General features: G+C 63.1%; 14 protein-coding genes. 7 read left to right on the forward strand and 7 right to left on the reverse strand.

What is annotated here, in order from left to right; all coding sequences use genetic code 11:
* Positions 1-102 precede the first annotated feature (102 nt).
* The 4 genes from BLW80_RS01435 to BLW80_RS01450 are packed head-to-tail and all read left to right on the forward strand — an operon-like array spanning position 103 to position 3230.
* Positions 103-1071 carry an ABC transporter substrate-binding protein gene (locus BLW80_RS01435; protein WP_093757288.1) on the forward strand — a complete coding sequence of 323 codons (969 nt, stop codon included), beginning with the start codon at positions 103-105 and terminating at the stop codon, positions 1069-1071.
* The gene (locus BLW80_RS01440) at positions 1071-1892 is read left to right on the forward strand and encodes an ABC transporter ATP-binding protein (protein ID WP_093756545.1); all 822 of its coding nucleotides are present in this window, start codon (positions 1071-1073) and stop codon (positions 1890-1892) included. The genes BLW80_RS01435 and BLW80_RS01440 overlap by 1 nt, the downstream gene beginning before the upstream one ends.
* Positions 1889-2638 carry an ABC transporter permease gene (locus tag BLW80_RS01445; protein WP_093756546.1) on the forward strand — a complete coding sequence of 250 codons (750 nt, stop codon included), beginning with the start codon at positions 1889-1891 and terminating at the stop codon, positions 2636-2638. The genes BLW80_RS01440 and BLW80_RS01445 overlap by 4 nt, the downstream gene beginning before the upstream one ends.
* Positions 2639-2642: 4 nt before the next feature.
* On the forward strand, positions 2643-3230 hold the full coding sequence (locus BLW80_RS01450) for a MarR family winged helix-turn-helix transcriptional regulator (RefSeq protein ID WP_093756547.1): 588 nt from the start codon (positions 2643-2645) through the stop codon (positions 3228-3230).
* A 180-nt stretch (positions 3231-3410) separates the two neighbouring features.
* Here BLW80_RS01450 and BLW80_RS01455 read toward each other — a convergent pair whose 3' ends face one another.
* From BLW80_RS01455 to hpaR, 7 genes are all read right to left on the reverse strand, one after another.
* Positions 3411-4187, reverse strand: coding sequence for an HpcH/HpaI aldolase family protein (locus BLW80_RS01455; protein WP_092146581.1), 777 nt, complete (start codon positions 4185-4187; stop codon positions 3411-3413).
* A 64-nt stretch (positions 4188-4251) separates the two neighbouring features.
* Complete coding sequence (locus tag BLW80_RS01460; protein WP_093756548.1) at positions 4252-5337, reverse strand: malate/lactate/ureidoglycolate dehydrogenase; 1086 nt, start codon at positions 5335-5337, stop codon at positions 4252-4254.
* 51 nt (positions 5338-5388) lie between these two features.
* The gene (locus BLW80_RS01465; RefSeq protein ID WP_068735820.1) at positions 5389-6132 is read right to left on the reverse strand and encodes an ABC transporter ATP-binding protein; all 744 of its coding nucleotides are present in this window, start codon (positions 6130-6132) and stop codon (positions 5389-5391) included.
* Entirely contained in the window at positions 6132-7910 is a 1779-nt protein-coding gene (locus BLW80_RS01470; protein ID WP_093756549.1) for a branched-chain amino acid ABC transporter ATP-binding protein/permease, read from the reverse strand. Before BLW80_RS01470 ends, BLW80_RS01465 begins: the two co-directional genes overlap by 1 nt.
* Positions 7907-8782, reverse strand: a complete 876-nt coding sequence (locus tag BLW80_RS01475; RefSeq protein ID WP_089265092.1) for a branched-chain amino acid ABC transporter permease — start codon at positions 8780-8782, stop codon at positions 7907-7909. Before BLW80_RS01475 ends, BLW80_RS01470 begins: the two co-directional genes overlap by 4 nt.
* Positions 8783-9028: 246 nt before the next feature.
* Positions 9029-10177, reverse strand: coding sequence for an ABC transporter substrate-binding protein (locus tag BLW80_RS01480; RefSeq protein WP_089265093.1), 1149 nt, complete (start codon positions 10175-10177; stop codon positions 9029-9031).
* Between the two features lie 159 nt (positions 10178-10336).
* Positions 10337-10858, reverse strand: a complete 522-nt coding sequence (gene hpaR / locus BLW80_RS01485; protein ID WP_115029794.1) for a homoprotocatechuate degradation operon regulator HpaR — start codon at positions 10856-10858, stop codon at positions 10337-10339.
* Positions 10859-10995: 137 nt separating this feature from the next.
* Between hpaR and hpaH the strand changes: the two genes are divergently transcribed.
* Genes hpaH through hpaE form a run of 3 tightly spaced genes read left to right on the forward strand, consistent with a single transcriptional unit; the run spans position 10996 to position 13751 of the window.
* A complete protein-coding gene (gene hpaH, locus BLW80_RS01490) occupies positions 10996-11802 on the forward strand; it encodes a 2-oxo-hept-4-ene-1,7-dioate hydratase (protein ID WP_093757289.1) in 807 nt (268 codons plus the stop codon).
* Positions 11803-11818: 16 nt separating this feature from the next.
* A complete protein-coding gene (locus BLW80_RS01495) occupies positions 11819-12217 on the forward strand; it encodes a 5-carboxymethyl-2-hydroxymuconate Delta-isomerase (RefSeq protein WP_093756551.1) in 399 nt (132 codons plus the stop codon).
* On the forward strand, positions 12210-13751 hold the full coding sequence (hpaE, locus tag BLW80_RS01500) for a 5-carboxymethyl-2-hydroxymuconate semialdehyde dehydrogenase (RefSeq protein ID WP_093756552.1): 1542 nt from the start codon (positions 12210-12212) through the stop codon (positions 13749-13751). The genes BLW80_RS01495 and hpaE overlap by 8 nt, the downstream gene beginning before the upstream one ends.
* Positions 13752-13774: the final 23 nt, after the last annotated feature.

A 13774-nucleotide genomic window follows, 5' to 3' on the forward strand; every position in this document is an offset into this window, starting at 1 on the left:
TCAAATCCGCCCTTAGCATTTATTCGAATGCGAACGAATTTGGGTGCGCCGCTTGCGCACCGAAAGCCGGCCTCCTCCTCACCCGTCACTGAAGGTCAGACCATGAAATTCCGCGCTCGCCTCACCGCCGCCCTGCTTGCGACCCTGGCCACGGCCGGCGTCTCCAGCGCGCAGGCTGCCGAGATCAATTTCATCACCGATTTCGGCTTCAACGGCCGCCACGCTTATTTCTACGTCGCCCGCGAGAAGGGCTACTACAAGGCCGAGGGCTTCGACGTGACCTTCGTGCGCGGCCAGGGCTCGGCCGACGCCATCAAGAAGGTTGCTGCCGGCGTCGCCACCTTCGGCTTCGCCGATGCCGGTTCGCTGGTGCTGGCGCGCGGAAATGACGGCGTGCCGGTGAAGCTGGTCTCCGTGGTCTATGCGAAGCCGCCGCAGGCAATCTTCGCCATCAAGGGCAGCGGCATCAATTCGCCGAAGGATCTCGAAGGCAAGACCGTCGCCGACACCGCATCAAGCTCGGTGCGCCTGCTGTTCCCGGCTTTCGCCAAGGCCGCCGGCATCGACGCCAGCAAGGTGAAGTGGGTGGTCGCCGAAGGCTCGGCGCTGCCGTCGCTGCTCGCCAATGGCCGCGCGGATGCGATCTGCCAGTTCTCGGTCGGCGAGCCGCTGATTGCAGCAGCTGTGGCGCCGAAGGAAGTCACCCGCATCAATTACGCCGACTCCAATCTCGATTATTACGGCAACGGCCTGATCGCCTCTGAGGAGATGATCGCAAAGAGCCCGGATCAGGTGAAGGCCTTCGTCCGCGCCACCATCAAGGGCATGAAGGACGCCTTCGCCAATCCTGCGGAAGCCGCCACCATCATGGCGAAGTATCAGAAGGAGCTCGCACCTGCCGTGATCGAAGGCGAGACCAGGCTGGTGAAGGAACTCGCGGAGGTGAAGGGATCGCTCGGCCATATCGAGCCGAAGAGCATCGCCAGCACCGTCGATGTGATGTCGGCCAACTTCACGCTGAAGAATCCCGTGAAGCCGGAAGACCTGTTTGCGCCGGGCTTCATCGACTGATGACGGCGATCCCCGCACACAATGATGCGCCGTCGCGGACTGCCGCGGCGGTGGTTCCTGCGATCGACCTCAAGGGCGTCACCAAGACCTATCCCGGCAAAGGCGGCAACGCGACCCATGCACTCGGCCCGGTCGATCTGCGCATCGATCCCGGCAGTTTCGTCTCGGTGGTCGGCCCATCAGGCTGCGGCAAGTCCACGCTGCTGCGCCTCGTTGCCGGGCTGGAAATGCCCGACACCGGCACCATGCAGCGCTATGGCACGCCGCTCGACGGCCCATCGCATGAAGTGGGCATCGTGTTTCAGGAGCACGTGCTGTTTCCATGGACCAGCGTGCTCGACAACGTATTGCTTCCCGCCGACGTGCTGGCGCTGCCGAAAGCCGCCGCGCGCGAGCGGGCGCTGAAGCTGCTCGAACTCACCGGCCTGAAGGATTTCGCCCATCAGCGCCCGCAGGCACTGTCCGGCGGCATGAAGCAGCGCGCCGCCTTCTGCCGCGCCATGATCTCCGATCCGCGCCTGCTACTTCTCGACGAACCCTTTGGCGCGCTCGACGCGCTCACCCGCGAGGAATTGTCGCTCGAACTCTCGCGCCTCTGGCAGGAGCTGGGCCGCGCCGCGCTGCTCATCACCCATGACATCGAGGAGGCGATCCTGCTCGGTGACCGGGTGCTGATCATGTCGGAACGCCCCGGCACCATCCGTGCCGACATCACCATCGACCTGCCGCGTCCGCGCGATGCCGACACCGTGAAGCTGCCGCGCTTCCAGGAGATCAAGAACCAGATCCGCGACATCATCTTCAACCGGGCATCGACATGACCTCGCGTTTCATCGACCGCGCCGCGACGCCGCTAATCTATCTCGGCCTGCTGATTGGCTGGGAGCTGATCTGCGATACGTTGAAAATCCCGACATGGATTCTGCCTGCCCCGTCGGAGATCTATGCATCCGCGGTGAAATGGGCGCCTGAACTCGCATCGAACACCATCGTCACGCTGCGCGAGACCGTGCTCGGCTTCGTCTTAGCCATAGCCCTGTCGCTGCCGCTGGCGATCGTGATCAGCCTCAATCCGCTGGCGCGCCGGATCATCTATCCGATCCTGCTCGGCCTGCAGTCGGTGCCGAAGGTCGCCGTGGCGCCGCTGATCATCCTGTGGTTCGGTCTCGCTGAATGGCCCAAAATCATCGTCGTCGTGCTGGTCTGCTTCTTCCCGATCCTCGTGAACATGGTCGCCGGCTTCGAGGCCGCACCAAAGACCATGCTCGATCTGATGCGCTCGCTCGGCGCTTCGCCGCACACGGTGTTCCGCCGGCTGCGCATTCCCGTGGCGCTGCCGCACTTCTTCACCGGCTGCAAGGTGGCGGTCACCTTCGCCGTGATCGGCGCCGTGATCAGCGAATTCGTCGCGGCGCAGGACGGGCTCGGTTACCTGATCCTGACCTCCACCGCGCAGTCGCAGACGCCACTCGCTTTCGCCGCCATCGCATTGCTCACCGTGCTGAGTATTGCGCTCTTCCACGGCATCGAGTTTATCGAGAAGCGTGTGATCGACTGGACGCCGTGACGCCATGACTGACGAGACATCGAAACCGCCCTCGCGCCGCCCGACGCGCGCCCGCGCAGCGATGCGCGAACAGGTCGATGCGATCTTCGCGCAGTGGCAGGCGGAACGGCCGGATATCGATCCGAGCCCGGTGCACATCTACGGCCTGATCGGCCGCATCCAGATGCAATGCACGGCGCTGATCGACGAGGCGCTGGCACCGTTCGAACTGACCCGCGGCACTTATGACGTGCTGACGGCGCTGCGCCGCGCCGGCGCGCCCTACAGCCTGTCGCCGAAGCAGATCGCCCAATCGCTGCTGCTGTCAGGCGCCGGCCTGACCAGCCGGCTCAATAAGCTGGAAGCGCAGAACTACCTAGCGCGGCTGCCGGAGCCGAATGATCGCCGCACGCTGCGTGTTCAGCTCACCTCAGCGGGCGAGGCCGTCATCAACGAAGCGATTCCGCGGGTGTTCGACGTGCAGCGGGAGTTGTTGGCACCGCTCGGCCCGGAGGGGCAGCAGCGGCTGATGCAGGAGCTGATGCGTTTTGCAGATGTGATCGACGGGCGGTCGAGCGAAGTGAAAGCGGACGCTGGGTCGGTTGGGGAATAATCTTCCGCCTTTAACACAGTCATTCCGGGGACGGACCGACGCCGCAGGCGGCGGGACGGAGCCCGGAATCTCGACATGGGAGTCTTCGTAGAGCAAAGCATCTCGGGATTCCGGGTTCGCGTGCGGCTTGCGCCGCCCGCGCCCCGGAATGACGAGAGTGTGGTGGCGCGCGCCTTCCGCTTACGCCTTGCCGCCCGAACCCTTGCGGGTGTCGTTGACCCAGCTCTTCGCGCCGGTGGCGAGAATGCCGCTGTCGTTGAGCAGCGTCACCAGCTTGAAGCCCATGCCGATGTTCTTGGCGGCGCCGGCGGGACCCGAGCAGTGGATGCCCGGATTGAGGCCGCGCTTGTCGCATTCCTTGATCAGCTTGTCGTAGATCTTGAGGATCTCCGGCTCTTCGCGGTCGAGCTTCGGCACCAGGCCGTAGGAGAAGCCGAGGTCGGACGGCCCGACATAGACGCCGTCGATGCCTTCGACATCGAGAATGGCTTCCATGTTGTCGACCGCGGTCTTGGTTTCCAGCATCGGCAGGCAGATGATGTCGGCATTGGCCGTCTTCTGATAGTCGCCGGCGCCGCCATACATGCCGGAACGGATCGGACCGTTCGAGCGCGTGCCGCGCGGCGGATACTTGCAGTACTGAACGAAGTTCTCGGCTTCTTCCTTGGTGTTGACCATCGGACAGATCACGCCATAGGCGCCGCCATCGAGCACCTTGCCGATGATGCCGGGCTCATTCCATGGCACGCGGACCATCGGCGTCACCGGATGCGCACCCATCGCCTGGAAGCACTCCACCATCGACATATAGTCCTGCACGCCGTGCTGGATATCGACGGTGACGCTGTCGAAACCGCACTGCGCCATCACTTCCGCAGAGAAGCCCGACGGAATCGCGAGCCAGCCGTTGACGGCAACCTTGCCCGCCTTCCAGATTTCCTTGACTTTGTTTGCCATCGTCGATGGTCCTTCTTTTGGTTGGTAGTGATGACTTGAGTGCAGCAGAGTTGAGTTCGAGAAATTACGACGTCGCCTTCTTCACGGCGTCTTCGCTGACGCCGACGTCGCGTGCAGTCTGCACGATGGCAGCCCAGGTCTCATCCGGCAATGGCACGCCATTCGCGGTACGCTCGGCGCGAGTCTTCGCTTCGTTGTCGCCGGGGATCAGAACCGCATCGACGCCGGCGGCCGGCTTGGCGCTCTTGAAGAAGTCGACGTAACGCGCGACTTCGCCGTCGAAGAAGTTCGCGGGGTCGATCACCTTCGGATCGATATAGATCGAGAACATGCCATTGGCGAATGGCCGATCATACTTGGTGGCACCGTTGCCGGTGAGCGCTCCGCCGAGCAGTTCGCAGATCAGCGCGAGGCCGGAGCCCTTGTGATCGCCGAAGGCGCGGATCGCGCCGGTGCCCTTGGAGTGATCGCGCGGACCTTGCATCTCATGCGGGCCGTAAAGCAGCGCCGGGTCTTCGCTCAGCGTGCCATCGGGCGCAATCAACGCGCCCTTCGGCAGCTTCTTGCCGCCGCGCGAGGCGACCAGCACCTTGCCTTCGGCGACAACCGAGGTCGCGAAATCCAGCACCACCGGCATCTGTCCGGGACGCGGAATGCCGACGCAATAGGGCGCGGTGGAGAGACGGCGCTCGACACCGCCATAGGGCGCGACCAGCACGGAGCCTGCCGCGGTGACAAAATGGATCGAGACCAGGCCCTCGGCCGCGGCCATCTCGGCCCAGTCGCCGATGCGGCCGATGTGACCGGAATTCTTGGTGGCGATGGCGGAGAGACCAGCCGCCTTGCACTTCTCGATGCCGAGCTTGACCGCCTGCGGGCCGACTGTCTGGCCATAGCCGAAGCGGCCATCGACGACGGCGAGCGATGGCGTATCGACAGGGATTTCGATGGTCTGGTTCGGGGTGATCATCCCGTTATTGCGCCAGCGGATATAGACGGGCACGCGGATGACGCCGTGGCTGTCATGGCCGGTGAGGTTCGCGGTGGTGAGATAGGTCGCGATGCGCCGGGCTTCTTCCGGAGAAGAGTCGGCATGGCTGAAAACGTCGGCAACGAAATCGATGAGCTTGTTGACTTGAACTGTAACCATGGCGGGACATTCGTCCTTGTTGATGGGCAGCGGGGCCGTCGGGCAAGACCCTCAATGGGCCGCAAGACCCGCTGCAGGTTTGCCATGACCGCCGAGATAGGCGGCCGCGATGGCCTCGTTGGCCCAGAGATCCTCCGGCTTGCCGCCAAGCACGATACGGCCGGTTTCCAGCACGTAACCCTGATCGGCGACGGATAGTCCCATGCGCGCATTTTGCTCCACAAGCAAGACCGTGGTGGAGAGGCGGATTTCCGTGATGATGCGGAACACCGCCTGTACGATGACCGGCGCGAGGCCGAGCGACGGCTCGTCCAGGAGTAGCAACCGCGGCTTGGCCATCAGGCCGCGGGCGACCGCCACCATCTGCAACTGACCGCCAGACAGCGTCCAGCCGAGCGCACCAGAGAATTTCCGTATGTCGGGAAACAGGTCGAACATCGCGTCGGCTTCACCAGACAATTCGGCCTTGCTCGCTTTGCGATTGGAGCCGCCAAGCATGATGTTCTCTTTCACCGTCAGGCCGGGAAATACCCGCCTGCCCTCCGGCACATGGGAGATGCCCATCCGCACGATGGCTTCCGGGCCCAAACCTGCGATCGACTTGCCGTCGAACAGGATGTCGCCCGAGGCCGGCTTGGCGAGACCGGAGATCGCACGCAGCGTGGTCGACTTGCCGGCGCCGTTGGCACCGAGCAGCGTCACCACCTGCCCTTCCTCGACATTGAACGACACACCGCGGAGCGCGACGATTTCGCCGTAACGGACATTGAGATCGTTGATTTCAAGCAGCGGCATCAGTCTGTTCCGAGATAGGCCGAGACGACGTCGGGATGGCGGAGCACCGCCATCGACTCGCCATCGGCAATGCGCCGTCCGAAATTCAGCACGGTGATGTGCTGCGCTGCTTCCGACACCAGCGTCATGTCGTGATCGATGATCAGGATGGTCAGCCCCTGCGCGGCGATGCGCTTGAGCAGTTCATGCAGTTCGAGCTTCTCGGTCGAGTTCAGACCGGCGGCGGGCTCGTCGAGCAACAGCAGCGTCGGGTTCGCCGCCAGTGCGCGCGCGATCTCGATGAGGCGCTGATGGCCGTAGGAGAAGCTGGAGATCAACTCCATGGCGCGCGGGCCGAGGCCAACGAAAGTGAGTGCCGCCAGCGCCCGCTCGGTCAGCGCGGCTTCATCGCCCTTGCCGGTGAGCGTATTGCCCGGCCGCTCGGCGCCGATGATGACGTTTTCCAGCGCGGTCATCGAGCGGAACAGGCGGATATTCTGGAAGGTGCGGCCGAGCCCCGCCGCTGCGCGCAGATGCGGCGGCATCGTGGTGACGTCGGTGCCGTCCAGCACCACCTTGCCCGAGGTCGCATTGTAGAGACCCGACAGCACATTGAGCGTCGTGGTCTTGCCGGAGCCGTTGGGGCCGATCAGCGCATGCACGCCGCCGCGGCGCACGGATATGTCGACCTGATCGACGGCTTTCAAACCGCCGAAGTGTTTCGACAGGCCGGTGACTTCGAGCACCATGTCACCGCCGGTCGCCGCCGGCCTGAGCTGCAGCGGCGCGCTGGTCACAGCCACCTTCTTGCTGCTTCGCATGCGATCATAGGCCGCGGTGACGAAGCCCCAGATGCCGTCGGGCATGAAGCGGATGATCAGGATCACCGACAAGCCGTAGATCGCCAGATAGAGGCCCGGCACGCTCTTGAGGAAGCGCAGCCATTCCGGAATGAGGATCAAGAGACCCGTGCCGATGGCCGAGCCGATCGGCGACGCCACGCCGCCGAGTAGCGACATGGTCAGGAACACGATGGATTCGGCGAAGGAGAACTGATCCGGCGAGATATAGGCGAAGCCGCCGGCGAACAGACCGCCGCCGAGCCCGCCGAGCACGGCCGATATGGCGAAGGCATAGACCTTGGTGCGGAACACATCGATGCCGTTGACGCCGGCGGCGAGTTCATTGTCGCGCACCGCGCGCATGGCGCGGCCAAGCCGCGTCTCCGGCAGATGCCAGACGATGTAACCGACCAAAGCGAGCATCGCGACGCAGAAAGCGAGATAGGACTGCGACGACAGGAACAGCGACGGACGCCCGATCTTCGACACGCCGTCCGGCCCCTTGGTGAGCCAGATCGCATTGATCATCACCAGCGTGACAATCTGCTGGAACGAGATCGTCACCATCGCGAGGTAATGGCCGCCGAGCCGTAGCGTCGACAGGCCGAGCACCGCGCCGGCGACGAGTGCCATCACGCAGCCCGCCACCAGACACAGCCAGTAGCTGAGCTGATAGTCCGTGGTGCCGATACCGACCGCATAGGCGCCGAAGCCGAAGAACGCCGCCTGCGCCAGATTGATCTGGCCGCACAGGCCGAGCACCACCGACAGGCCGAACACGGCGATGGCGAAAGTGGTGGCCTGCATCAGGATGTTGAGGATGTAGCCGTCGAACTGCATCGACGCGGCGAGGAAGACCACGATAGCCGCGCCGATGAAATACGGCGCGTGACGCAGCAGCAGCGGTTTCGGACGCGTGATGACTACTGCCGGGATGTTGTCGCTGGAGGTGCTCATGCTTTCTCCGCGACACGTTCGCCGAAGATGCCCTGCGGACGGAACACCAGGAACAGCACCAGCACGAGGAAGGCGAAGCCATCCTTGTAGGGTACGGAGATATAGGCGGCGCCGAACGTCTCGATGATCCCGAGCGCGAGACCGCCGATGATGGCGCCGGTGACATCGCCGAAGCCGCCGATGATGGTGGCCGCAAACGCCTTCAGCGCGATGGTGGAGCCCATCTGGATCGAGACGAACAGGATCGGCGCGACCAGAAGCCCGGCGAGACCGCCGAGCACGGCCGAATAGATGAAGGTGACCATGATCATGGTGGAAACGGAAATGCCGAGCAGCGACGCCATCTCCTTGTCCTGCGATGTCGCCTGCAGCTTCTTGCCGATCATCGTGTGTTCGAAGAACCAGTAGTTGAAGATCACCAGCGCAATGGTGACCACGATGATCAGCAGATACTGGCTGTCGAGATAGACCGGACCGAGCTGGATGCCTGGCGTGTCGAACCAACCCGGCAGCACCTGCGGCTGCGGGCCATACAGCGCCAGCACGCCATTGGCCATCAGGATCGAGGCGCCGATGGTGGCGATGATCACAGGCAGATAGGTGCGGTGGCGCAGCGGATAATAGACGCCGAGATTGAAGATGACGCCGATGACCGCCATGCCGGCGAGCGCAATAATGAAGGACAGCCAGTAAGGCAGTTCCAGATCGACGGCGCAGACCACCATGAGATAGGCGGCGACCATCGAGAACTCGCCCTGCGCAAAATTGACGACATTGGTGGCGCGGAAGATCAGCACGAAGCCCAGCGCCACCAGCGCATAGACGGCTCCGATGCCGATTCCCGTAAACAGTAATTGCAGTACCAGATCCATCAGGCGTGCTCGGTGGGAGGTGATTTTGCCAAGAACTCGTCATTCCGGGATGCGCCCGCTTGGGCGCAGACCCGGAATCTCGACATGGTGAGCGCGGCAACAGGCGCTGAACATTTCGGGATTCCGGGTTCGCGATCGCCTGACGGCGCTCGCGCCCCGGAATGACAATTGTGTGGCGGGTTCACGCGCGGAAGACGCGCGTGCCCCGGGATGACGATTTAGGCCGTCGGAAGACGGCCCTCACCGTCAATTATCGAATTCGATGTGCTTGTCGAAGACGATGTTGCCCTTTTCGTTCTTCACGATGTTGTAGCCGTGCAGACCGTCGCCGTTCTTGTCGAAGTTGTATTCGCCTTCGGCTCCCGGATATTTCTTGACCGTGAGAATCGCCTCGCGGATCTTCTGCGGATCGGTCGAGCCGGCATTCTTGATCGCCGTTGCCAGCACGTTGATCGCATCATATGGCCAGGAGCTCTGGTTATCCGGTGCAACCTTGTAGGCATCGCGATAGGCCTTGCCGAAGGCCTTCGACGCCTCGGAGGAATCTTCCGCGTAATCGGCGACGCCATAGGTGCCGTAGAGCGCGGGGCCGGCGAGCTTCAATGCCGTGACATTGACGATCGAGGGCGAGCCCACCCACGGAATGTTGACGCCGAGTTGGCGGAGCTGGCGGGCAAAAATGCCGAGATCGTTTTCGAAGGTGAAATAGGAACCGAGAATATCGGCGCCGGACTGCTTGATCGCCAATACGACAGGCGTGAAATCCTGGCTCTGATTGGCATAGCCCTGATCGAGCGCGACGGTTGCACCCAGCGGCCCGAGCGCTTCGGTCAGTGCCTTGCCGCCCGCGGTGCCGAACGCATCGGTCGAATGCAGCACGGCCCACTTCTTCTTGTCGAGATTCTTGACGCCATATTCGGCGATGACGCGGCCGGAATAGCTGTCATTCGGACGGAAACGGAACAGCCAGGGATTGCCGAGCTTGGTGAGGTTGGGATCGGTGCCGCCGAACATCACCGGCTTGCCGAGCTTGAGCACGTCAGGCGCCATCGCATGCACCTGAGTCGAACGGATCGAGCCGAGGAAACCGACGATGTCGGGATTGGCAGCAAGCTTGGAGAAGGCCAGCACGATGCCGGGATTGGTGGTCTGGTCGTCCTCGATGATCAGTTCGATCTGTTTGCCGAGGATGCCGCCTGCCTTGTTGATGGCCTCGACTGCGAGCTTGGCGCCGCCGGTGGCATATTTGCCCGCTTCGGCGGCCGGCCCCGTAATCGGCGCGCACATGCCGATCTTGATCGTTCCGCCGCCCTGGGCGCGCGCGCTGCCAATGATGTAGGGGGCGGTCAGACCAGCGGCCAATCCTGCCGTGAATCCACGTCTCGTGAGCGTCATCGTTCTCTCCCTAAGAGGCCGGACTTGAGCGCCAGCCTTCTTTTGATGGCGGGAGTTGAGCGAAAAATTCTTCTCCTGTCTACAGCCCAGCGAAATTCGTACGACGAATTAACGCTCGCGTGACGTGCGACGGCCTTGCCGCAAAAATATGCAGATCAGTTATTCACCAGCGTCATCGTCTTCCGCCCCATCGGCAGCTGGCATGGCCAGCAGCGCAGCTTCCAGCTCATGCAACAGGGCCTGCAGGTCGGACAATTTGCGCGCGCCGAAGCGCTTCGTCATCTCGGCATAGATTGCCTCCGATGTGGGCGCGACAGCCTCGATCAATTTCAATCCCTTTGACGTGATCGAAACAATGCTGCGGCGCAAATCGGCCTTCAGCAGCCGCCGTTCGATCAGCTTGCGCCCTTCGAGATCGCGCAGGATGCGCGACAGGCTCGGCCCCAGCAGGAAGGCGACACGCGCGAGTTCCGTCACCTCGATCTCGCCCGACGCCGCGAGCGCGCGCAGGATGCGCCATTGCTGTTCGGTGAGATCATGCGCGCGCAGCGATGGCCGAAAATGTCGCATCACCGATTCCCGCGTTCGCAGCAGCGACATCGGCAGCGACTGCGAGAAGTCGCGCATCGGGATTTTCGCAGCGACCTTGGCGGCGGTCCGTGGCTTTGATGCTGTCGTCATGATCGCCTCTATAGGATGATTCTGGCGCATCCCAGTGTGCAACGCACAATCGAATTGTCACGGCCGGGGTTTGATCGCAACAACTTAACATGTTAATCGGTTTTCCGCGCGGCTTTTCTGCGCGGGATGACGACGCGATGGCACTCACCTATTCAGACATATCAAGCGCGGCGCAGCGCCTGCATCACGCCGAGAAGACGCGGACGCAGATCCGTCAACTATCGCTGGATCATCCCGGCATGACCATCGACGATTCCTACGCGATTCAGAAAGCCTGGATTGCAATCAAGACCGGTGAAGGCCGCATCGTGCGCGGCCACAAGATCGGCCTCACCTCCAAGGCAATGCAGAGCGCGCTGAATATCGACGAGCCGGATTCCGGCGTGCTGCTCGACGACATGTTCTTCGCCGATGGCGGCATCGTTCCCACCGATCGCTTCATCGCAACCCGGGTCGAGGCCGAGCTGGCTTTCGTGATGAAGACGCGGCTCACAGGCCCGGATTGCACGATGTTCGACGTGCTCAATGCCACCGACTTCGTGGTCCCGGCACTCGAGATCCTCGACACGCGTGTCGAGCGCGTCGATGCCGCAACCAAAGCCACGCGAAAGATCTTCGACACCATCGCCGACAATGCGGCGAATGCCGGGATCGTGCTCGGCGGCCGGCCGATGCGGCCGCTGGAGACTGACCTGCGCTGGGTCGGCGCCATGTGCCATCGCAACGGCCAGCTCGAAGAAACCGGCCTGGCCGCTGGTGTGCTGAATCATCCCGCCACCAGCGTCGCCTGGCTGGCCAACAAGATCGCGCCGCATGGGCTAGCGCTGGAACCCGGCCAGGTCGTTCTCGCCGGCTCGTTCATTCGCCCCATCGAGACCCGCAAAGGCGACACGATCCAGGCGGACTATGGCCCATGGGGCACCGTGAGCTGCTACTTCGGCTGAACAGGGATCACGCACCATGCCGCATTTCACCATCGAATATTCGGCCAATCTCGACGGCGCGATCGATATCAGCGCGCTCTGCGAGGTCATCCGCAATGCTGCGGTGCAGACCGGCATCTTTCCGCTCGGCGGCATCCGCGTCCGCGCGATCCGCTGCGAGCATTATGCCATCGCCGACGGCCGCGCCGGCCTCAGCTTTCTCGATATCCTGCTGCGGATCGGCGAAGGCCGCTCGCTCGAGGCTCGCCAGACAGCCGGTGCGCATATCTTCGATGTGGTCTCGACCCATCTCGACAATGTTTTCGCCGGCGGCCGATTTGCGCTGTCCTTCGACATGCAGATCAACGACAGCGCGACGAGCTGGAAGCGCAATCCCATTCACGACCTGCTGAAAGCCGAGGCCAACAATGGCTAAGACCCCTGCCGATCCCGCCGCTGTCCTTCAGGCCAACACCGAGCGCGCCGCGCCGCTGCTGAAGAAGCTCTCGGTCGACGGTATCGGCAATATTATCGATGGCCGGATCGTGCCGTCATCGTCGGGTGAGGTGTTCGAAACGACGTCGCCCATCGATGGCACCGTGCTGGCACAGGTCGCGCGCGGCACGGCAGCGGATATCGACAGTGCCGCCAAGGCCGCCCATCGCGCCTTCAAGGAATGGCGCGACATGGCGCCGACTGCGCGCAAGAAGCTGCTGCACCGCGTCGCCGATGCCATCGAGGACAATGCCGACGACATCGCTGTGCTGGAATGTATCGACACCGGCCAGGCGCATCGCTTCATGGCCAAGGCCGCGATCCGCGGCGCCGAGAATTTCCGCTTCTATGCCGACAAATGCCTGGAGGCGCGCGACGGCCAGAACATGCCGGCGGATGAGCACTGGAATGTCTCGACCCGCGTGCCGATCGGCCCGGTCGGCGTCATCACGCCGTGGAACACCCCGTTCATGCTGTCCACCTGGAAGATCGCGCCGGCGCTGGCTGCCGGTTGCACGGTGGTGCACAAGCCGGCCGAATGGTCGCCGGTCACGGCGGATCTCCTCGCAAAGCTCGCGAAGCAGGCCGGACTTCCCGACGGCGTGCTGAACACCGTGCACGGCTTCGGCGAAGAATCCGGCAAGGCGCTAACCGAACACCCGGCCATCAAGGCCATCGCCTTTGTCGGCGAAAGCGCCACCGGCTCCGCGATCATGGCGCAGGGTGCGCCGACCCTGAAGCGCGTGCATTTCGAACTCGGCGGCAAAAATCCGGTGATCGTGTTCGATGATGCGGACCTCGACCGCGCGCTCGATGCCGTGGTGTTCATGATCTACTCGCTGAATGGCGAGCGCTGTACCTCGTCCAGCCGGTTGCTGGTGCAGGCGAGCATTGCCGATACATTCATCGAGAAGCTCACGGCCCGCGTGCAGGCACTGAAGGTCGGGCATCCGCTCGATCCCAGAACCGAAGTCGGCCCGCTGATCCATGCGCGGCATCATGCCAAGGTGTGCAGCTATTTCGACATCGCGCGGCAGGACGGCGCGACCATCGCCGTCGGCGGCAAACCATATGACGGCCCTGGCGGCGGGCATTATGTGCAGCCGACGCTGGTGACCGGCGCGCACAAGGACATGCGCGTGGCACAGGAGGAAGTGTTCGGCCCGTTCCTCACGGTGATCCCCTTCAGCAACGAAGCCGAAGCCATTGAGATCGCCAATGCCGTGCAATACGGCCTCACCGGCTATGTCTGGACCAATGATGTGGGCCGCGCGCTGCGCGTGGCCGACGCGCTGGAGGCCGGCATGATCTGGCTCAATTCAGAAAATGTCCGCCACCTGCCGACGCCATTCGGCGGCATGAAAGCCTCCGGCATTGGAAGGGATGGCGGGGATTATTCGTTCGAGTTCTACATGGAAACCAAACACATCTCGCTGGCGCGCGGGACGCATAAGATACAGCGCCTCGGTATCTAGACTGTCATTCCGGGGCACGTGCG

Origin of the sequence: Tardiphaga sp. OK245 (assembly GCF_900108575.1) — a bacterium.
Classification (GTDB): Bacteria; Pseudomonadota; Alphaproteobacteria; order Rhizobiales; family Xanthobacteraceae; genus Tardiphaga; species Tardiphaga robiniae.

Coding starts and splice junctions, on each gene's coding strand:
- BLW80_RS01475 (WP_089265092.1), bottom strand. CDS start 8,782: ATGGATCTGGTACTGCAATTACTGTTTACGGGAATCGGCATCGGAGCC.
- BLW80_RS01465 (WP_068735820.1), bottom strand. CDS start 6,132: ATGCCGCTGCTTGAAATCAACGATCTCAATGTCCGTTACGGCGAAATC.
- hpaH (WP_093757289.1), top strand. CDS start 10,996: ATGGCACTCACCTATTCAGACATATCAAGCGCGGCGCAGCGCCTGCAT.
- BLW80_RS01470 (WP_093756549.1), bottom strand. CDS start 7,910: ATGAGCACCTCCAGCGACAACATCCCGGCAGTAGTCATCACGCGTCCG.
- BLW80_RS01445 (WP_093756546.1), top strand. CDS start 1,889: ATGACCTCGCGTTTCATCGACCGCGCCGCGACGCCGCTAATCTATCTC.
- hpaE (WP_093756552.1), top strand. CDS start 12,210: ATGGCTAAGACCCCTGCCGATCCCGCCGCTGTCCTTCAGGCCAACACC.
- BLW80_RS01440 (WP_093756545.1), top strand. CDS start 1,071: ATGACGGCGATCCCCGCACACAATGATGCGCCGTCGCGGACTGCCGCG.
- BLW80_RS01460 (WP_093756548.1), bottom strand. CDS start 5,337: ATGGTTACAGTTCAAGTCAACAAGCTCATCGATTTCGTTGCCGACGTT.
- BLW80_RS01480 (WP_089265093.1), bottom strand. CDS start 10,177: ATGACGCTCACGAGACGTGGATTCACGGCAGGATTGGCCGCTGGTCTG.
- BLW80_RS01455 (WP_092146581.1), bottom strand. CDS start 4,187: ATGGCAAACAAAGTCAAGGAAATCTGGAAGGCGGGCAAGGTTGCCGTC.
- BLW80_RS01435 (WP_093757288.1), top strand. CDS start 103: ATGAAATTCCGCGCTCGCCTCACCGCCGCCCTGCTTGCGACCCTGGCC.
- BLW80_RS01495 (WP_093756551.1), top strand. CDS start 11,819: ATGCCGCATTTCACCATCGAATATTCGGCCAATCTCGACGGCGCGATC.
- BLW80_RS01450 (WP_093756547.1), top strand. CDS start 2,643: ATGACTGACGAGACATCGAAACCGCCCTCGCGCCGCCCGACGCGCGCC.
- hpaR (WP_115029794.1), bottom strand. CDS start 10,858: ATGACGACAGCATCAAAGCCACGGACCGCCGCCAAGGTCGCTGCGAAA.